Annotated in this window: 17 protein-coding genes; 7 read left to right on the forward strand and 10 right to left on the reverse strand. The window is 42.0% G+C overall.

Features of this window, described 5'->3' with window-relative positions:
• Positions 1-48 precede the first annotated feature (48 nt).
• From argJ to argC, 3 genes are read right to left on the reverse strand one after another with little or no spacing between them, the layout of a single operon-like run.
• Positions 49-1,233 (reverse strand): bifunctional ornithine acetyltransferase/N-acetylglutamate synthase, encoded by a 1,185-nt coding sequence (argJ, locus tag METHO_RS09765; RefSeq protein WP_015325370.1) that lies wholly within the window; start codon positions 1,231-1,233, stop codon positions 49-51.
• Entirely contained in the window at positions 1,230-1,703 is a 474-nt protein-coding gene (locus METHO_RS09770) for a CBS domain-containing protein (RefSeq protein ID WP_015325371.1), read from the reverse strand. The genes argJ and METHO_RS09770 overlap by 4 nt, the downstream gene beginning before the upstream one ends.
• Positions 1,704-1,733: 30 nt before the next feature.
• Entirely contained in the window at positions 1,734-2,747 is a 1,014-nt protein-coding gene (gene argC, locus METHO_RS09775; RefSeq protein WP_015325372.1) for an N-acetyl-gamma-glutamyl-phosphate reductase, read from the reverse strand.
• A gap of 461 nt (positions 2,748-3,208) precedes the next feature.
• Here argC and METHO_RS09780 point away from each other — a divergent pair, with 461 nt between their 5' ends.
• On the forward strand, positions 3,209-4,666 hold the full coding sequence (locus tag METHO_RS09780; protein WP_281162808.1) for an ATP-binding protein: 1,458 nt from the start codon (positions 3,209-3,211) through the stop codon (positions 4,664-4,666).
• A gap of 132 nt (positions 4,667-4,798) precedes the next feature.
• Here the strand turns inward: METHO_RS09780 and METHO_RS09785 are convergent, their stop codons facing one another.
• Positions 4,799-8,599, reverse strand: a complete 3,801-nt coding sequence (locus tag METHO_RS09785; RefSeq protein WP_048831144.1) for a disaggregatase related repeat-containing protein — start codon at positions 8,597-8,599, stop codon at positions 4,799-4,801.
• Between the two features lie 685 nt (positions 8,600-9,284).
• Between METHO_RS09785 and METHO_RS13760 the strand changes: the two genes are divergently transcribed.
• Positions 9,285-9,485 carry a hypothetical protein gene (locus tag METHO_RS13760; protein ID WP_156811106.1) on the forward strand — a complete coding sequence of 67 codons (201 nt, stop codon included), beginning with the start codon at positions 9,285-9,287 and terminating at the stop codon, positions 9,483-9,485.
• A gap of 569 nt (positions 9,486-10,054) precedes the next feature.
• Here the strand turns inward: METHO_RS13760 and METHO_RS09790 are convergent.
• Positions 10,055-11,164 (reverse strand): transposase, encoded by a 1,110-nt coding sequence (locus METHO_RS09790; RefSeq protein WP_015325375.1) that lies wholly within the window; start codon positions 11,162-11,164, stop codon positions 10,055-10,057.
• Between the two features lie 181 nt (positions 11,165-11,345).
• Entirely contained in the window at positions 11,346-12,785 is a 1,440-nt protein-coding gene (locus METHO_RS09795) for a TIGR00297 family protein (RefSeq protein ID WP_015325376.1), read from the reverse strand.
• 510 nt (positions 12,786-13,295) lie between these two features.
• Here METHO_RS09795 and METHO_RS09800 point away from each other — a divergent pair.
• From METHO_RS09800 to METHO_RS09820, 5 genes are all read left to right on the forward strand, one after another.
• On the forward strand, positions 13,296-13,850 hold the full coding sequence (locus tag METHO_RS09800) for a helix-turn-helix domain-containing protein (RefSeq protein ID WP_015325377.1): 555 nt from the start codon (positions 13,296-13,298) through the stop codon (positions 13,848-13,850).
• 17 nt (positions 13,851-13,867) lie between these two features.
• Positions 13,868-15,538 (forward strand): AMP-binding protein, encoded by a 1,671-nt coding sequence (locus tag METHO_RS09805; protein WP_015325378.1) that lies wholly within the window; start codon positions 13,868-13,870, stop codon positions 15,536-15,538.
• A 162-nt stretch (positions 15,539-15,700) separates the two neighbouring features.
• On the forward strand, positions 15,701-15,940 hold the full coding sequence (locus METHO_RS09810) for a 4Fe-4S dicluster domain-containing protein (protein WP_015325379.1): 240 nt from the start codon (positions 15,701-15,703) through the stop codon (positions 15,938-15,940).
• Between the two features lie 23 nt (positions 15,941-15,963).
• Positions 15,964-17,028: a 3-methyl-2-oxobutanoate dehydrogenase subunit VorB gene (locus tag METHO_RS09815; RefSeq protein ID WP_015325380.1), complete on the forward strand. Its 1,065-nt coding sequence runs from the start codon at positions 15,964-15,966 to the stop codon at positions 17,026-17,028.
• The gene (locus METHO_RS09820) at positions 17,025-18,449 is read left to right on the forward strand and encodes a 2-oxoacid:acceptor oxidoreductase family protein (RefSeq protein WP_015325381.1); all 1,425 of its coding nucleotides are present in this window, start codon (positions 17,025-17,027) and stop codon (positions 18,447-18,449) included. The genes METHO_RS09815 and METHO_RS09820 overlap by 4 nt, the downstream gene beginning before the upstream one ends.
• Before the next feature lie 122 nt (positions 18,450-18,571).
• Here the strand turns inward: METHO_RS09820 and METHO_RS09825 are convergent, their stop codons facing one another.
• From METHO_RS09825 to METHO_RS09840, 4 genes are all read right to left on the reverse strand, one after another.
• Entirely contained in the window at positions 18,572-18,928 is a 357-nt protein-coding gene (locus tag METHO_RS09825; RefSeq protein WP_015325382.1) for a P-II family nitrogen regulator, read from the reverse strand.
• Between the two features lie 4 nt (positions 18,929-18,932).
• A complete protein-coding gene (locus tag METHO_RS09830) occupies positions 18,933-19,637 on the reverse strand; it encodes a DUF1538 domain-containing protein (RefSeq protein ID WP_015325383.1) in 705 nt (234 codons plus the stop codon).
• Positions 19,638-19,646: 9 nt separating this feature from the next.
• A complete protein-coding gene (locus METHO_RS09835; RefSeq protein WP_015325384.1) occupies positions 19,647-20,342 on the reverse strand; it encodes a DUF1538 domain-containing protein in 696 nt (231 codons plus the stop codon).
• A 278-nt stretch (positions 20,343-20,620) separates the two neighbouring features.
• Positions 20,621-21,061, reverse strand: a complete 441-nt coding sequence (locus METHO_RS09840; protein ID WP_015325385.1) for a universal stress protein — start codon at positions 21,059-21,061, stop codon at positions 20,621-20,623.
• Between the last annotated feature and the right edge of the window lie 108 nt (positions 21,062-21,169).

Genomic DNA, 21,169 nt, shown 5'->3' on the forward strand with positions numbered 1-21,169 from the left:
GCATTCACCCTTATTTGTAACCCCTTGATCTGAAAATAAAAACTGAGCTTATGTAGTGTACTCAGCATTTATGCGCACATAATCATAAGTAAGATCACAACCCCAGGCTGTAGCACTGCTTTCCCCCAATCCCAGGTCAACTATGATATACACTTTCGATCCGCCCATTATTTCCCCAAGCAAAGAGAGAGCTGACTCACTTGTCCCCTGGACCTTACCCCTGCTGACTAATTCGATCATGTTCTTGCCATCTGAGAAAGCCAGCGATAGCTTGTGCTGATCTACCTCTGCACCGGAATAACCCACTGCTGCTGTTACACGCCCCCAGTTAGGATCTTTACCAAATACTGCCGACTTCACAAGTGGTGAGCGTACAATGGCCTTTGCTGCTATACGAGCATCTTCATCAGATAGGGCACCTGTTACCTTTGCCTCTATGAGCCTTGTGGCCCCTTCGCCATCTGCAGCTATCATTTTTCCAAGCTCTGTCAACACATGGTCAAGCCCCTGCTGGAACGCAGCTGGCACTGGCTCAATACCAGACTTACCTGTTGCTGTTAAGAGCACCATATCATTGGTACTTGTGTCACCATCCACTACTACCATATTAAAACTTTTGTCCACAGTCCTGGTAAGGCATTCTTGCAATGAGGCTGAAGGCATTTTTGCATCCGTGTAAGCAAAACATAGCATTGTGCCCATGTTGGGCTCTATCATACCAGCACCTTTGGCAATGGCCCCGATACGGACACCGCTATCAAGTTCAATAGCTATCTCTTTCATTGTCGTATCAGTGGTCATTATGGACCTTGCTGCTGCACGGCTGCCTTCGTGATCTGCTTTTAATGAAGCTATGACATCCAGAAGGTTCGAAGCTATCCATTTTATGTCCAGCCGCCTGCCAATGACACCGGTAGAAGCTACTGCCACCTGTTCAGGATCCAGGGACAACGCATCCGCCAGCATGCTGGCCATTTCCCTTGCATCTTCAAGACCCTGTTCACCGGTAAAAGCATTTGCATTGCCGCTGTTGACTATTAAGGCACTGAGCTTGCCATGTTTTTGAAGATGCTCCTTTGTAACTACCAGAGGAGCAGCAATGACCTTGTTCCTGGTAAACACTCCAGCAGCATTGCCTTCTGCCACGATCACTCCAAGACCCATCTTACCGGGTTTGATACCCCAGGCTTTAACACCCTTTACAGCACAAATACCACCATCTATCGGTTTCATTGCTCCGTATTCCCTCCAAGCCCGTGTATGATATCACCACGAGTGATGATACCGACCAGAATATCATCCTCTACAACCGGGAGGCGGTTCACCTTGTGCTTCGTGATAAGCCTGACCGCATCCTGGATACTGTTTTCAGGGGATATCAAATGCACATTCTTTTGCATGATCTCGCTGACAGGCTTTGAACCAATGTCATCAAGCATGTGTTTAGTTTCCTCCCAGTTCAGAAGTTCACGTATGGGTATCTCTATTACCTCAAAGGGACTGGGCAGCCACAGACCTCCATGCTCAGGAACTTCCAGCAATTTGAGAAGGTCGCCTTCTGAGACTATGCCTACAACCCTTCCCTCTTCTACAACCGGAAGGCCACTAATGTTATGCTTTTTGAGCAGCTGAGAAGCCTCACTTATGGTTGTGTGAGGATCACATACGATCACATCGGTATTCATTATGTCTTTGACTTGCATAGATTACACCATCTTAATAAGCATTGAAACTTAAGGGGCTACACCTGACATCCACAAACCGGTAGTTTCACCTAAGCCACACATGATGTTCATATTCTGTATAGCCTGTCCTGAAGCTCCCTTTACCAGGTTGTCGATCGCGGAGATAACAACTACGCGATTATTACGGGTATCCACTTCAAAGCCTATATCGCAAAAATTGGAGCCTCTTACTGCACTAAGAGAGGGAATACCATCCACCACTCTGACAAAAGGCTTGTCCTGATACATTTCTGCGTACAGGTCCATGACATCATATTGTGTAAGCTTGCCTTTGGTAAAGATGTGAGCTGTAGTAAGTATGCCCCTCACGGAGGGAATAATATGAGGTGTGAAACTGATCCTGGTAAGAGAATTATCCAGACGCTGTAGCTCCTGAGTGAACTCGGCCAGATGCCTGTGAGTTGTCAGTTTGTACGGCTGAACATTCTCGGCCATGTTTGGATAGTGTGAAGCCTGACTCGGTTCAATACCAGCACCTGAAACACCGGTCTTCGAATCAAATACGACATTTTCGATCATAGAAACCTGCGCAAGGGGAGCGGCTGCAAGAGTGGCACCTGTTGGAAAACAACCAGGATTGGCTATGAACTTTTCGTGCTTCACTTCCGGATGCAACTCCGGCATTCCATAGACCACATGACGCGGATCCTGGTGTTTAATACCGTACACTTTCTCAAAGACATCTGGATTAAGACGATAATCAGCACTCAGATCAATTACCTTCACTTTGTCGTCGAGGAGCTTTGGTACGATCTCCATGGCAGTGCCATGAGGCACAGCTACAAAGACCACATCACACCTATCTTTTATTTCCTGTGAATCGGGGTTTTCAAACTCCAGGTCCACCATGTCCTTGAGATGCCTGTGAGTAGCAGATACTTTCTGGCCGATCAACTTACGGGATGTAGCAAGTTCGACCCTGGCCTGCGGGTGGTTAAACAGCAAGCGCATAAGCTCGCCGCCTGTGTAACCTGATGCACCGATGATTCCTATGTCAAGCATGATATTCACTTTTGTATTAGATGATAAAGATTAATTTGAGTATTGTTTAATGCTTGAACTAATAAAAGGGTTTGTCAAGAATAGAGCTTGATCAGGGGATGCAAGATACCAGATATCTGTTTTTCAGGATACTATTAAAAAATGATGCTTAAATCTAACAGAATGCAGCAATTTGGCAGCGCATCTTAAATGCTGTAAAATACGATATCCTGTACCTTAGTAGAATATTGCTAACAACTAGGAGAAGTTACAGGAAAAATTTACAGCGAAATGGATACGCTACATTTATAATTGAGGGAAGATTAGAAAACAAGAATATAATGAAATATAAATTCTCCCTTAAATACGAAATCTGTACTTGTAAGCGTTCAATGCAGGATTATTAAAGGAGATGTGAGAAAATATCGCTTCCTGTAAATGTCAAAGAGCTGATCAATGGCCACACAGTTGAATGGGAGCGTATCGAATTTAAAAATGGCTGGAACCCAGAATCAATTTTGCACAGCATCTGTGCATTTGCCAATGATTTTAATAACTGGGGTGGTGGCTATATTATTGTTGGGATAGGGGAAAAAGAAGGACTTCCTGTTTTCCCTCCTTCTGGGCTTGAAATTGAACAAATCGACAGGATACAGAAAGAACTACATGGCATGTGTAATAAACTGTATCTGGCATATTTTCCTGTTGTTGAACCTGTATACTTCCAGAAAAAGCATGTTTTGATCATCTGGGTACCTGGAGGACAAAATCGCCCTTATAAATCTCCTATTTCACTTGGTAAGAAAAATGACTATGCCTATTACATTAGGAGATTCTCAAAGACTGTAAAGGCAAAAGGCGATGAGGAAAGGGAACTGTTGTCTATGACTGCGTCACTACCATTTGATGATAGGATAAATCACAATGCAAGTATTGACGACCTGAACTTTACTCTTATCAAATCCCATCTTAAAGAGATAGGTAGCGATCTTCTCACAGAAGCTGATAGAATACCGTTCATAGACCTGTGCAGAAGGATGAACATTGTAGAAGGACCTGATGAATATGTTAAGCCAAAAAACGTGGGTCTTTTATTCTTTAACGATGAACCCCACAGGTACTTTAAGGGAGCACAGATAGATATTGTTGAGTTCAAGGATGAGGTAGGAGATAGCTTCACAGAGAGAATTTTCACAGGTCCTCTGAGGCAGCAGATAGTTTCTGTTCTAGCATACATAAAGAACAATATCCTTGTTGAGAATATAAGGAAAGTACCTGACAGGGCAGAAGCGATACGCTTTTTCAATTACCCATACCAAGCTTTCGAAGAAGCCCTTGTGAATGCGGTCTATCACAAAAGTTATGAGATAAATGAGCCCGTAGAGGTCAGGATATACTCTGACAAAATGGAGATACTCAGTTACCCGGGACCACTTCCTCCTCTTAATAAAGACAATCTGATGAATGAAAATATCTCTTCAAGACGATACAGAAACAGGATAATAGGAGATTTACTTAAAGAACTACATTTGACAGAAGGCAGAAATACTGGATTCCGGAAGATAAGAAAATCTCTTATGATGAACGGTTCCCCAGAACCTGTATTTAGGACAGATGACGAGAGGAGCTATTTCCTGACAGTTCTAAGGATACATCCTGAGGCCCAAGTCGAGGCCCAAGTCGAGGCCCAAGTCGAAAAGGTAATAGGATTGACTGATACTCAGGCAAAGATCCTATCTGAATGTGCTATAAAACCGATGTCTAAAAGAGAAATAGCTGAGATACTAGGCCATTCCAATGTGTCCGGGAACTTGAAAAAAGCTATAACAGAACTTCTAAGTAATGGGTTGCTCGATTATACGATACCTGAAAAACCAAGAAGCCGATTACAGCGGTATCAAACAACTGTTTCAGGCAGGAAACTCATTAAAAAAGACTGAATTCGTGGTAGCATTATTTGCAATCCTTTTCTTTACAGTGCCCATAGACTTCTTTCAGACATATCTTTTTAAGATTGTTATTTAAAAATAAACGGAATAGAGCGAAATAATATTCGCTCACATTCAAACTATTCAAGCTTTTGTCACGGTCAACTTCGGTCTTTGAGCTGCATTGGTCCACTCCGAGCTGTAAAAAGCAATGTAATTGCCGCTCTCGACCTTTGCTTTCAGGAAGAAGCCCGTGTTCTTGTATTTGACACTTACATATTCCTGTACAAGCTGTGTGACATCAAAATCATAGTACTTGTTGTCAGGAACTTTACTACCTGCAAATGTTAGTGAAGCATACGGTGTAGCACCCTGAGCAACATTATTCTTATCATACCAGCTTCCTCCAGCATTGCTCCATAAGACACCAGACATTCTTGAATTCCAAGTCACATATTGTGGATTCCATTCAAGAGGTCTATAGACTTCGACGATTGTATCAGAAGTGCGTGTCTTACCTGCAGGATAGTACCAATACAACGACAGAGTTGCCTTTGATATCATATCCGTTGTTTTATAACTGCTCAGATCGAATATCATCACATCTCTACAAACAGGTGTGCTCTTTCCTATGTCAAGATAAGTGGTCGTGGATAGAACACTAGATGGAGTATCTGAACGTAACCTGTTGTCAGAGGTTGGTGCATAAGATACTGTACTTGTTGGAGGTGGTGTACCACTTACAGTTACCTGCAATGTATCAGTAGATTTCTGGCCAATTGTGTCTGTAACAGTAAGTGTTACAGTGTAAGTCCTTGCGGTAGTATAGGTCTTTGTAGCACTAACAGTGCTTGCTTCTGAAGTTATGCCATTTGATGCATCGAAGTCCCACGAATAAGATACTATTCCCTTATCATCAATGGAAGCACTTCCGTCAAATGTCACTGCAGAACCTACAGTACCGGTTTTATCGGCGCCTGCATTTGCAACTGGCATTGGGTCCCCAGTACTTGCTCCCTTAGTCACAGTTAATTTTGGCCTCTGTGCTGCATTAGTCCACTCAGAGCTATAGAATGCAATGTAATTGCCGCTCTCGGTCTTTGCTTTCAGGAAGAAGCCCGTGTTCTTGTACTTCCCACTTACGTATTCCTGTACAAGCTGAGTAACATCGAAATCGTAGTATTTATTGTCAGGAACTTTGCTACCTGCAAATGTCAGAGAAGCATAAGGTGTCGCACCCTGAGCAACATTATTCTTATCAAACCAGCTTCCTCCAGCATTGCTCCATAAGACTCCAGACATTCTTGAATTCCATGTCACATACTGTGGATTCCATTCAAGAGGTCTGTATACCTCAACTATAGTGTCAGATGTGCGAGTAGCGCCTGCAGGATAGTACCAATAAAGTGACAGAGTCGCTTTGGAGATAGTATCCGTTGTCTTATAGCTGCTTAGATCGAACAGCATTACATCCCTGAAACTGGATGTACTTCTTCCAATGTCAACATACGTGCTAGTGGAAAGAAGTGTAGTTGGAGTAGCATCCCGCAATCTGTTGTCATAAGTAGGCGGATAAGAGACTGTACTTGTTGGAGGTGGTACAGCACTGACAACTACCTGCAATGTATCAGTAGACTTCTGGCCAATTGTGTCTGTAACAGTAAGTGTTACAGTGTAAGTCCTTGCGGTAGTATAGGTCTTTGTAGCACTAACAGTGCTTGCTTCTGAAGTTATGCCATTTGATGCATCGAAGTCCCACGAATAAGATACTATTCCCTTATCATCAATGGAAGCACTTCCGTCAAATGTCACTGCAGAACCTACAGTACCGGTTTTATCGGCGCCTGCATTTGCAACTGGCATTTGGTCCCCAGTACTTGTTCCCGAAATCACAGTTAACTTTGGCCTTTGAGCTGCATTGGTCCACTCCGAGCTATAGAATGCAATGTAATTGCCGCTCTCAGTCTTTGCTTTCAGGAAGAATCCAGTGTTCTTGTATTTGCCACTTACATATTCCTGTACAAGCTGAGTAACATCAAAATCATAGTATTTGTTGTCAGGCACTTTGCTGCCAGCGAATGTTAGTGAAGCATACGGTGTAGCACCCTGAGCAACATTATTCTTATCAAACCAATTACCTCCTGCTGTAGTCCATTTAGTGCTTGATGCACGGTTGGTCCAGCTTACATATCTTGGATCCCAGTCAGCTGCTGGTCTGTAGATCTGTACTACTGTATCAGAAGTACGTGTCTTACCTGCAGGATAATACCAGTACAGGGAGAGCGTAGCCTTTGAGATTACATCTGTTGTTTTGTAGTTACTCAGATCGAACATCATTAGATCCCTGCAACTAGCTGAATTCCTTCCAATATCAATATAGTTTATAGTGGGGAATGCACTTGTCGGGGATGAAGTCCTCAGTCCATTGTCATAGGTCGGAGAATATGAGGTCGATCCTGCTGGAGATGGTGTGGTAGTTGTTGAATCGCTGGTAGATGGAGCTGTATTCACATTGTTGCTCATTGTGAAACCTCCTCCATATGTGTCCCCATTCTTATTATTGTAAAAATTGTTGCTCTGAACTATGAACTTTGCATAGGATGGCTGTGTGTTCCATATACCCACTCCTGAGCCTGTAACCCCACTCATTCCATCATTGTTCATTATGACATTGTTCCTCACATAAGTGGTGAACTGTGCCTTTTGTTGTGCAACAGATACAAAAGCATCATGATTTGGATACCCAGACCATACATGCCATTTTATTGCAGCATTACCACCATCATCAAATACATTATTCTCGATGATAGTATTATCAAAATTCTGCATTGTGATCGCTGCATTGGTGTATCCGGTATTCAAAGGATCCTGTCCTACTTTTGTAAAAGTATTGTTATGTATATAGACATTCTTTGCCCTTATGACATTATCAGTATATGCTGCAACCATCAAGATTCCTGAACCTCTCATGGTACTTATCTTATTATTATATATTTCTATATTATTAAAGGACAAATTGCCTAAACTATTGGTTTTATCGATCTCTATTGCCGGCCCTGTTGATGTGCCGCCCCCGTCAGAATAGATTATATTATCATGAACAGTAAAATCAGAGGCACCGCCGAATAACCTGCACGCACTATTTGTCCGTGTGAAGACAGTGTTGTATGCAACTTCACCATTATTCGAGTAAAGTATGTGAAAAGCATCATGCCCAATCTTGTAAACATCATTATGAGTAAAAACGATGTTACTGCCTCCTCTTACCTGTACACCATCGTTACAACTCCATTCAAAACGCATGTTGGATACTTCTATGTTACTAGAATCTACAAAATTTATTAGATTATAATAGCTTCTTCCAAAAGGAACACCCTGAGTTTCGCTGTTTCCATCGATAATAAATCCGGTGATCATGATATTCTTTGCTCCGGTATCACCTCGGATCATTGGAACATTGCTGGACCAACCTGCCTTTGGAACAAGTTTTATTTCAGCAGTGGAGTCACCTGTGAGTTTTGTGTTTGAGCCGATGTAAAGAGTGCTATCTATCCAGTATGTGTTTGGACCTTTCAGGTATACAGTACCGCCACCAGTACTTTTTACGTATGCCAGTGCTTTATTTATTTCAACATGATCATTCGTTCCGTCACAAATGTAGTCGGCACTTCCACTCGCCGCAACATATGCATTTGCTGCAGATGATATACCGGATCCGATTATTGAAAAACACAGGAAACAAAATACTAATCCAAGGACAGAAAAAGATGTTTGTTTAAAGGTGGTGTTGTTTTTATTTTTAGCGAAATTGTATTTTGCAGAGAAAGTAGCTGATGTTGAGTAAAAAGAACTGCTCAACCATAAAACAAGTAAGAACACATAACGTGATTTAGCCCACCTATGGGCACTAAATCTTTTAAAAATCTTAAAACATATATTATCCATATATTTACACCCCACTTTGACATCACAAGTGATAAAAATATTATTAGCCTTGCAGTTGTTGACTAGATATGCAGCAAAAACTAGGAACATACGATATAATTCCTAACGACAATATATGCATTCCTATCGGAACCATTATGGCTGTAAACAAACTCTATGATGTTCTTGACTTTCCCACTATTATTGGTAAACACTAAAAGAATGGAATTGATATCAATGACCTGCTGAAAGCTCTTGTGAGCTACAAGCTTACAGACAATTTCAGCATAAGTAAGGGTGGGCAGCGTATCTATTTTGCTGTAAAATATGATAGCTCTGTACCTTAATAGAATATTGCGAACAACCAGGAGAAGGTACAGTGAAACGGGGACACTACCTAAAATCCCAAGCCATCTGTATATTCACATACCTTTAGCATATTATGCTGCCCATAATAATTTACATTCGGGTCTTGTTAAATATCATTGTGCTATAAGTGGTTTCAACCCAGTCATAAATTACTGGGGCTAAATCCATAGGGGATTAAAAATCCCACAAACTTCCCACGATGTCAGCAAAATTCTCATTCTCTCCATGCTGGCATCTCCCACTCTTCACAAAGATGTTGGTTAAAAGATTTGATATGCTATCCTGCTTTGTTGCTTTACCGGACTGCGTTCATGTTTGACAGCTTAATATAAAAAATATGCACCAGAAGCATGATCATCTCCTCCTGTTGATCGTACGGAATGCTGTTGCAAAGAATCCTGCGAACACTGCATCTGCCAGCCATGCCTTCGGCAGCCATTTTGTTTCTTTGATCCAGTATGTGCCATCTGCTAACCGGGTTACTGACCGTTGCCTGCGTTGCGTTAGCGATAGCCGTGCCATACACAGTATTGGTTAAAGGGTCGTACAATTCGTAGGTCCATTTATTCGTTACATTGTATAGCGGGAAGATCTATTCGGTTGCATTTGTGGAATTAGCTATGATGATCTGCACATTGCAGGTCATGCTATTGGTATTCCAGTCCTTCCACACGGTTGTGGGTGGGAAATAGCCAGGAACTTCAGTGATGGGAGTATGTCAGCTGCCTGCCTACAGACCTGCATTAACAATTAGTTGTTCATGATATTTTACAATAAAAGAGGAGAATATGAACTAAAACACAGGCATATCAAAGACACAGTTAAATTCGACATCAGAAAAGTAAGAGTGACGAGTAGAGAACTTTACTCCCTACTTAGTTTCGTAGCATATCAGTTTTTGATACTTACGGTACTATAAAATTGTTTTCAAGAAATAAATTCATTTGGGAGGTTCTTTCGACAAATATTGTCTAATTAGAATTGGGAATATTTGAAGCTAATTAGATGGTCTCAATGATAGAAAAGGTATGGCCAAATAACTTAGGTCTTCATAAAGAGGCCATCAAATTAGCTCCTTATATTTCTATTCTAATTTGATGTACTTTTTTAGAATAGCCTCCCAAACGAATTCCTGAGTTTAACTTTATTTTGCAATTCAGTAAGCACTAATAGTTGATAGGAAACGAAATTCAGCAGAGAGTAGAGAGCTCTGCTCTCTACTCTTATTCTTCTGACATCGAAGTTCATCGTATCTTTCATGTGGCCATGTACTTTTTCGCATTCTACTCTTTTCTTGTATAACTCCCAAAATAATTCATCGAGGATGTTTTGATTTCTTAGGTACATCCCAACTTGTTCTTGTCTTCCATTTTCATACAGAAACTTCAGCTTATTTTCTATTTTGGTATGAACTTCTCCACCAAGTTTCCACATTTTGTTCACCCAATGATCAATCCTCTCTACTTCACCTTCTTTGTGCAATACTGCATCACACGAGTAGGAAATAATTGGTTTTGCATTCAGATGATACCATATATCTGCATTGTTTTGGAATGAGTCATAAGCTCCATCCGCAGCATAAAATTCAATATTAGCTTCCATTTTCTTTAATGCGTGTATGTGTTTGATAAGTTCCGTAGAATCAGAACTAAGGCCATTAGTATATGTCATAAATACCGGATAAGTTCCAATCATTGTAATGTGAGCTTTGTCCATTTTACATTTATAATGCGGATTATAATCCGCATATTTGTCATATCGTGAAGCTTCAAGAGGTGTTGAATCTATCTTGGCGTCTTTTAACTTTGAGCTTTTAAGAATCTTTTCGCCTACCATTATTATTAGTTCATTGATCCCATCTTCTCCAAGTCTATATTTTACAAAATGATGGAGGGTTCCAGCTGAAGGAAGTCTTATTTGCCCATTTTTATCACAGAACGATAGCATAATAGCTTCTTCTTCTGTTAAACTGGATACTGTTTTTTCATAAGAGAGATTCCTGAAGCACTTTACAATAAAGAGCTTTATCATTGAGGAAACGTTATATTTAAAATGCCAACGTTTGTTGGTATACACAGTACGTTCAACGTATTGTGAAATGTCTTCTATACAGAGAAAATGAAGAAATTGGCAAATAGAGGCAGTTTCTCTGTAAAGATAGTTTTCTATGGAGTCCTCGAAGAGGACTCCTCTATACTCGATAGATTTTTTATCCATAAAGAAGCAAAATTTTTTATATTTATAGCTACCACTGACCAAAAAAAAAGAGAATAGCAGTATCAACGAAAAAAGGAATAGGTTTTTAAATCAAAATCCTAATTTGAGATTCTCCATAAACATACAGGCAAAATAGGCTTATGGCAGTTGCCGCAAATAGAGAAGCAACATATACCGTAAATTACCCCAATAGTAAAAAAAGTAAACCTGAAACTGCAGCTCCGACAAAGGTAGCATAGAAATTCACACCACTGTTGGTCAGTATCCCCCTGTTCTGAAGTGTTGCACCAAGTAAGCTGTCAATGTTGGTGCCAATGAATCCTCCAAGAGTTGTCACTAAGAGCGCCAGGGGTATGTTTTCTACCCTGCCGAACAGAATAGCTAAAACAGCTATGACAAGAGAACCAAATATGCACGCAAGTTCACCAAGTATAGTAACAGCACCATCACGCCCTGGTTTTGCAGGCTTGAAATTCGTGATCATGCGTGGTTTTTCCTTTGAAGTTGTCCCGATCTCACTTGCAAGAGTATCCCCGGTAGCCGTTGCAACTGTACCCAGATATGAATACATTATGAGTTCACTGTGCTGTGGATATATACCATAGGCAACAGCAAGCACAAGAGCTGCCATACTATTGCTAAAGACATTCTCATAGCTCCTGACACCCCCTTTGGATTCAGCTATGCCAATGGAGGCCTTGTAAGCATACTTGTATTTGGTAAAACCACCACCCAGTATGAAAAAAGTTAGGAGTAACAGGAACCAGAAAATATCGGCAAAGACTATGATCAGTACACCCACAATGCTGGCACCCAAAAGAGCAGAGATATCTGCTATACGTGCTCTGTAAGCAAGATATCCTAGCAAAAGGGAAAAAAGAAGAGCAAAGAACATGTGTCCTGGAGGTACTGTGTACCCAAACGACGCAAAAAGCCACATTACCATGCATGACCCGAAAAGAATGGAAATATTATCATCCACTCTGGATGGAATGGACTTAAAAAGAGCACCAGTTACCGAACCTATAACAGCTATGAAAAAGATCATGTCGTAGGATACGGCAATTTCCTTCCAGTGAATGATCCATGCCCCTACCAGAAAAGCTGAAATGATACCAATGATCAGCATGACGAGACTTGAAGACAGATTGAACATATCGTTGTCTTCTCCCTTATATTTCTTTTCGGGATAATCCAGCCTTGCCAGACATTTTAGTTGAGCTCGTTTCCAATACCGGAATAAGTTAGCAGAGGCACTTCCAAATGTGCTGATTGCTACAGCTCCACCGATCACATATAAAGGGAAGGTTACCCCTTCCAGCCTAAAAGCATAGTTGAAAAGCAAAAGCAAAAGAATGGCAAAGACGATATTGTTTGCACTCCTGACCCCCTTATCGAAGGTCTTTTTCTGGTCGACATTTTCATTTGAGGAAAGGATCTCATATAGTTTTGACCTTTGTGAAGACCGCCTCAAAACCACAAGCATAAGGAACATGATCAATGCCAGTATACCTATAGGAAGAAAAGGATAGAGAAAGCAGGTAAGCCCAAGTGAAGCATGAAGCAGATATCTGATGTATACTGGATCCATCTTTTTGATAACCCTCTCTATATTATCCATGTTCACCCTTTCCGAAACTGTTGGACATATGTTTAAGAACATATATATTTGTGATGTGTCTCTCAATGTACAAAGCTGTCAATTACCCCTCCCTGCCACGCTAACGCGTGGCTAGGAAAGAACTTGCATATCAGTGATGAGAATATCAGATTATCTCATGCGTATGGGTGATTGACTGACACCCCTGAGATTCTAAGGTATACCTAAAATCTCGTGCTCTGTGCTCTATGTTGTTTGCAGCATTAAGATCAGCATTCATCTCATAACCACATATAACAATGGAATTTAAGGCTGTGTCGATTGTTCCTGCTAATAAATGCATTGCTACTGATATCCTTAATAAGAATGAATATGTTAAAATAATAGTAGATTTTAACTGAACTAGACTATCGTGATTGGTCCAATCAGACATGCAGTGAAGCGTCTATCTCCTTAAAGATTATTTTGATCTGTCAAAGCTCGACCAAACATGTGATATTCAAGGTAAGTGCAAGAAAAGGAAGGCTGAATATGCAGGAAAAGATAAAAGAAATAGCTATTCGTGTTAAGGAACTGCGCGAGATATCCAACATCTCGGCAGAGGAAATGGCCAGCCGGTTGAACATTGATACTGCCACATATCTAAGATACGAAGCAGGTGAGGCAGATATTCCTGCCAGCATCCTCTATGAGATAGCCACTGAGCTTAAGGTCGATATGGCTGTGTTGCTTAAAGGTGAAGACCCCAGAATGCATGTTTTTACAGTGACCCGTAAGGATAAAGGTATAGTCGTTGAAAGAAGAAAAGAGTACAAGTATCAGAGCATTGCTGCCAACTTCATTCACAAGAAAGCCGAGCCTTTTGTGGTCCAAGTGGAACCAAAACCTGAAGGCACACCGATCTCTATGAACGCACATCTTGGACAGGAATTTGATTTTGTTCTTGAGGGGACATTGAAAGTGGTTATACATAATAATGAGATCGTGCTTGAAGAAGGCGATTCTATATTCTTCGACTCCAATTATCCGCATGGTATGGCTGCTGTCGGTGGAAAGAGTGCCAGGTTCCTGGCAGTAATAATGTAATTGGGAGACGAGAAAACATGAATTCTTTGTTAAACTGTTTCGTTCCTGTTTCAGAATTTAAATCCTATGAGGATTTTAAGGAGAACTTCACGATCAATGTACCGGATAAATTTAATTTCGCCTACGATGTTGTAGATGTTTATGCTGCGCAGCAGCCACACAAAAAAGCCCTTGTCTGGTGTGATGACAATGGCAATGAAGCGGTCTTCGATTTCAAAGACCTGCAATACTACAGCAATAAAACAGCAAACATGTTCGTCAAATATGGCATTAAGAAAGGCGACAATGTGATGCTCATAATGAAAAGCAGATTTGAGTTCTGGTTCTGTCTGCTTGCCCTGCACAGAATAGGAGCTGTTGCGGTGCCTGCCACTCACATGCTTACCAAAAAGGACATAGTATATCGCGTGGAGCATGCAGACATAAAGGCAATAGTCTGTGCCATGGATGATTATGTACTTGGAGAAGTTGATGCAGCCTATAAGGAATGTGATTCTATCCTTAAGCAAAGGATGGTACTGGGTACAGATCGTGAAGGCTGGATCAACTTTAATACCGAACTGGAAGCAGCCTCCGAGAGCTTCAAGCGTCCTGTGGGTGAGGAGGCAACCAACAACAGTGACATATCAATCATATATTTCTCATCAGGTACCACAGGCTTGCCAAAAATGGTACAACACGACTTTGCATATCCTTTAGCACACATCATAACTGCGAAATACTGGCAGAACGTAGCTAATGAAGGGCTCCACTACACAGTGGCAGACTCAGGATGGGCTAAATGTATCTGGGGAAAGATATACGGTCAATGGATAGCAGGTAGCGCGGTCTTTGTCTATGATTATGAAAAATTTTCTGCAAATAAGATGCTGGAAAATACCGTAAAATATAATGTGACCACTTTCTGTGCTCCTCCCACTATATACCGTTTCCTTATCAGGGAGGATCTTAGCAAATACGAGTTCAGTAACCTGAAATATTGTGTGGTTGCAGGTGAACCCCTGAATCCGGAGGTTTACGAGCAGTTCCTTGAGCTTACCGGTCTGAAGCTCATGGAGGGCTTTGGACAGACTGAGACCGTGGTGAGCGTAGCTACATATCCCTGGATGGAGCCAAAACCCGGTTCCATGGGTAAGCCTTCCCCTATGTATGATATTGAACTCCTGAACGCACAGGGAAATGCCTGCGAGGTGGGTGAGGAAGGAGAGATATGCATAGATACAAGTTTTAGTAACCCTCCTGGGATATTTGCAGGTTACCGCTCAGAACCTGAGAGGACGGCAGATGTGTGGCATGATGGTTACTATCACACTGGAGACATGGCTTGGAAGGACGAAGATGGATACTTCTGGTTCGTGGGCAGAGCAGATGATATAATCAAGACCTCCGGATACAGGGTAGGTCCTTTTGAAGTTGAAAGCGCATTGATAGAACACCCGGCAGTACTCGAGTGTGCCATAACCGGTGTACCTGAACCCGTACGTGGGCAGGTCATTAAAGCCACTATAGTGCTTACAAAGAACTACAAGGCCAGTGATGAGCTGAAAAAGGAATTACAGGACCATGTGAAGAAGGTTACTGCTCCATATAAATATCCACGCATAGTAGAGTTCGTACCTGAACTGCCAAAGACGATCAGTGGTAAAATCAGGCGTGTGGAGATACGCGACAAGGACAAAGAAGAATGAATGCGTCCTGTGGTGAACTATTTATAAGATATGTATAGTAGCAAATGCCAAAATACAGAAAGCTACAAATATAAATGGCCTTTTCAATAAGGCCATTATTTTGTATGAACTGTTTTCTGAGATTTGTTGATCAATGCATCTTGAGTATTAGAGGCTTGAAATATGTCAGATTTCGTAGAAAAAAAGGATCCTTACCCGGTAATAAACATATTGGAGTGTAAAGCCTGTGGACGCTGCATAATCGATTGTCCGAAGGACGTGCTTCGGATGAGTGAATGTCTTAATGAGAGAGGATACCACTATGTGGAATATGTGGGTTCTGGATGTATAGGATGCGCTAACTGCTACTATACATGCCCTGAGCCTCTGGCAATAGAGATACACATTCCCCTCAAGGAATGAATTAACCTAGCGGAGTTTTCATCATGGTTACACAATTAGTGAAAGGCAACACTGCAGTTGTTATCGGGGCTTTGTATGCAGGATGTGACTGTTACTTTGGCTATCCAATAACCCCTGCCAGTGAGATATTGCATGAAGCATCCTCCTATTTCCCGATGCTTGGCAGGAAGTTCGTGCAGGCGGAATCAGAGGAGGCAGCCATAAATATGGTCTATGGCGGAGCATCCACCGGCCACAGGGTGATGACAGCCTCATCTGGCCCTGGGATCAGCCTGAAGCAGGAAGGCATTTCATACCTTGCAGGCGCAGAACTACCCTGTGTGGTAGTGGATATAATGAGAGCCGGACCTGGCCTTGGTAATATCGGTCCTGAACAGGCCGATTATAACCAGGTGGTCAAAGGAGGAGGCCATGGCAACTACAAGAACATAGTCCTTGCTCCTAATTCCGTACAGGAAATGTGCGACCTTACCATCAAGGCCTTCGAACTTTCTTTTAAATATCGTAATCCTGCATTTGTCCTGGCAGACGGAGTGCTGGGCCAGATGGTGGAGCCGCTGAAGTTCCCCACAATTGCGGTAGAGCCACAGATAGATACTTCCTGGGCTGTGAATGCTACCGCGCAGACAAGACAGAACCTGGTAACTTCCATCTTCCTGGACTTCAAAAAGCTTGAAGGATTCAACAATGAGCTGCAGGAGAAGTACAAGCTCATTCAAGAGCATGAAGTTGACTATGAAGAATATATGATGGAAGACGCCGACATCATCCTGGTGTCATATGGTATAAGCAGCCGCATTTGCCGGTCTGCTGTGGAACAGGCAAGGAAGAAAGGTATAAAGGCAGGTCTCTTCAGACCCATCACCCTTTTCCCCTTCCCTGAAAAAGAACTGCTCACATTGGCACAAGCAAGAGATTGCACATTCATCTGCGTGGAGATGAGCAATGGGCAGATGAAAGATGATGTACTGCTTGCAACAAAATGCCTGCGACCTGTTGAACTTGTGAACAGGCTTGGAGGGAATCTAGTAACTTTCGACCAGGTAATGCAAAAGATAGAGAGTATTGCAACAGGAGGCTCAATATGAAAGAGAAGGTAATAGGTAGACCTGCAGGTCTTTATGCCGAATTCCCCCGAAAAGGAGGAGCTGCTCCTACTGCAACTCACTACTGTCCGGGATGCGGCCATGGTATCCTACATAAGCTCATAGGTGAGGCTATGGGTGACCTGGAGATTCAGGACCGTACAGTGATGATCAGCCCAGTGGGCTGTGCAGTGTTCGCTTATTATTATTTTGATTGCGGGAACTTGCAGGTCGCACATGGCCGCGCTCCTGCAGTAGGTACCGGTGTTTCCAGAGCCCTTGATCATGCAGTTGTTATTTCCTATCAGGGTGATGGTGATCTGGCATCCATTGGTCTTAATGAGACCATCCAGGCGGCCAACCGGGGAGAGAAGATAGCTGTATTCTTCGTGAACAATACTGTGTACGGTATGACGGGAGGACAGATGGCACCAACCACCCTCATAGGCGAGAAAACAGTGACGTGCCCCACCGGGAGAGACCCAATGTATGCAGGTTATCCCCTACACATGTGCGAATTGCTGAGCAGTCTGCAGGCACCCGTTTTCATAGAAAGAGTGTCTGTTTCAGATATATCTCACATCCGCAAGGCTCGTAAAGCCGTAAGGAAAGCTCTGGAGATCCAGCGTGACGGTAAAGGCTATGCCTTTGTGGAAGTGCTCTCCAACTGCCCTACGAATCTGAAGCAGGATGCAGAAGCAAGCACAAAGTTCGTGAACGAACAGATGGAAAAGGAATTCCCTCTGGGTAATTTCAGGGACAAGTCAGATGAAGTGGATACGCTGTGTCGCAATGGAAGCAATTTCAGTAAGGAAGCTATCGATATAGCTTTTAGCCTTGAAACAGAAGCATCACCTGACGCTGTGGAAGATCAGGATTTCGGACAGGTTTTGGTAAAGGTCGCGGGCTTCGGCGGACAGGGAGTATTGAGCCTTGGTCTGATACTTGCAAAAGCAGGATGCAGAGCCCAGAGACATGTATCATGGTATCCTTCCTATGGCCCTGAACAAAGAGGGGGTACAGCCAACTGTTCTGTAGTGATCTCAGGTTCTGCCATTGGTTCACCCATAGTATATGAGTCAAACATATTGATCGCCATGAACCGTCCATCCCTGGAAAAGTTCGCCATGGACGTAAAACCCGGAGGTGTCATACTCTATGATTCGACCATAGGGGAATATGATATTCCTGAAGGAGTAAGAGGTATTGCGGTACCTGCCATGGAGATAGCCTGCAAGGCCAAGGCAGAGAAGGCCGCAAATACTGTAATGCTTGGCGTACTGAAGGAACTTGGTGTTACAAAACTTCCGGCAGATGCATTTACTGAGGCTCTGGCAGAGAACTTTGCAAGTAAACAGAAACTTATCGACATCAACAAGAAGGTACTGGAAGCAGGAGCGCAGTGGGTTAGAGATAACCTGTAAATATGTAAATAAGATCCCAGGCTCCTTGCCTCTTTTTTTTCTTTTTCTTTAAATGAAGAAGTGCCTGGAAGTGTATCTCCTCTATTCAATTGAGTGCCTGATTGAATCTAAAAAAGACGGGATCATTTTTCATCTTTAAATGAAAAATCAGGAGAAGATAGTATCTGAGCAGTACCGAATACGCTATCCAATGGTACAACAAATCCTATACCGCATCCTGGTTCATTGATACCTATTGAATCCTTTATTGCCCCGATGACCTTATCTGTGATTTCAGCTTCGACTATTGTCAGAATTATTTCTTTTTCAGGTTCTATCATCAGGCCAAGCAGGCTTTTGTTCTCATGTACCCCGGTACCTCGACCAAACAAGATCGTGCCACCTTTAGCTCCTGCTTTTCGTGAAGCTCGCACAACTTTGTCTCCCCAGCCCTTTTTTACAATCGTTACTATCAATGAAAATGAATTTTCTTGTGACATTGCCTCATCTCTTCTTATATTTCACATATACACCAAGCAGCATAATAAATATGATAGGTGCCAAAGCCACCAATGCAATAAGCCCAAAACCATCCACTATGGCATTTCTTTCACTATGTGAAGAAGCCACACCCACAAGCATTGACATAAGGAATGATACAGCCATAGGACCGGTGGCAACACCTCCTGCATCAAAGGCAATACCAATAAAGTCTTTATCAGATACCCATAGTAGCATCAAAGTTAACAGATATCCAGGAACAATGATGTATATAAAGGGTATTCCATATACTATTTTTACCATCCCGATAGCAACAAATACAGCAACACTAAATGATAAAATGTAAAGCATAAGCTTTGCTCGTAGATATCCACTTGAAGACTGCTCAACCTGGTAACAAAGTACCCGCACAGCAGGCTCGGCGAATGCTGTCAGAAAACCAAGAACAAAACCTATCGGTATCAAGATCCACATTTGTTCAATGTTCCCGAGGAATTCGCCGATCTGAAACCCTACTGGGTAAAATCCATTGTAAACCCCATAAAGGAACAATATCATCCCTACAGCTGTCATTAACATGCCTATTAAGATCTTGACGACCTCAAAGGAAGGAAGTTTCAAATATCTCAGCTGAAAAAAAATAAAAAATAGAATTATGGGAATAAGTGCCTGAAGGACCTCTATTGTGACATCTGTGATTCCTTCCATATATTCTCCTCAGTGTGATAGAATTCCTAAGATCATCAAGCTCAAAATTGGACCAAGAGATGCGAGTCCTATCAAGCCATAACTTTCTGAAAGTTCAGACTTGCCCCTAAGAACAGAAGATATACCTATTCCAAGAGCCAGTATCACAGGTACTGTCACCGGACCCGTAGTCACGCCACCTGAGTCGTAGGATATTGCAAGATACTCGGTTGGTGTTATGAAGGACAGCAAAACTACCATCAAATAACCGACAAATAACATATGATTCAAAGGAATACCATAGATTATCCTGAGCAGAGATGCGGCTACGAAGAAGCCAACACCCAGAGATATAGAGAGTATCATCGTAGTGCGTTGTATACTACTTTCAGAGACTGATTCGATTACAGTGCTTAACACCCTAACATCAGGCTCAGCTACAGTTGCCACAAAAGTGAGCAAGAAACCGACGATAAAAACAAATATCACTGAGCCGTGCTTTGGCAGATCAGCGCCGATGGCTTCTCCAATGGGCAGCATTCCTAGTTTCACACCCATCAGAAAAAGGCCCATGCCAAATATTACAAATAGAGCTCCTTTAAGAAAGGTAATCAAAAGACCGGTATCCGCACCCATGAACAGCAACATAATTAACAAGACTGCTAGTGTTAATGGCAATGTTGCCTGTAGTACTTCCTTATATGTCTCTTTGAAGTCTTGTATCATGATATATTCCTTAAAGATGTGGTTTCATATATTATTTTGATATTTTAAAAGTCTTTCTATAGAGTAGAGTAGAGTACACATATAGTTCTGTTCATATTGAATTTTGCTATAAACATAAAAGTATTAAAATGCTGTACAGGAATATAGATAATAAATTCAAATCAAAAAGTAAATAAAAAAAAATAAAGAAATAAAATTGGTCTGTTTATTGAGCTTTCTGGATTCAGGTATGCACCTGCTATTAAGAAAGTCCAACAGCAAAGTTTAACCCTTTATAATTATGGAATGACCAGTACCGGCTTTTTTGCATGCCTTACCACATTCTCTGCAACGCTTCCAAGGAGAATATGCGTGAGTCCTGTGAGTCCCAGTGTTCCCATCACTATGAGGTCTATATCGTTCTCTGTAGCAAAATCCATTATTCCATCGGCAGGGGCTTTACTATCAATGATCACGCATTCCACTTCAACCCCTTCTTTCTTGCCCATTTCCACCACATATGCAGTAGCTTTCTCACCTTCTTCCTTCAGGTGGCTCTCCAACGCCTTTGCCCACATCTCACCACGCATAGCAACAGCTACACCTGCAGGAGGCACAACATAAAGAGCCGTGATCTTGGCATCGTTTGCCTTTGCCAATCCTATACCCCAGTTAACTGCATTTTTTACATTTTCTGATCCATCAGTTGCTATCAGTATCGACCTTACATTTACAGTCATAATTAATACTCCCAATATAGAGTTAAGGTTTGTATATAATATACCTATTGGTTGAATCCGTATCTGTAGAACTGATAGATAAAGCTGACAAGGAGTATATACGACCAT

Source organism: Methanomethylovorans hollandica DSM 15978 (assembly GCF_000328665.1).
Lineage (GTDB): Archaea > Halobacteriota > Methanosarcinia > Methanosarcinales > Methanosarcinaceae > Methanomethylovorans > Methanomethylovorans hollandica.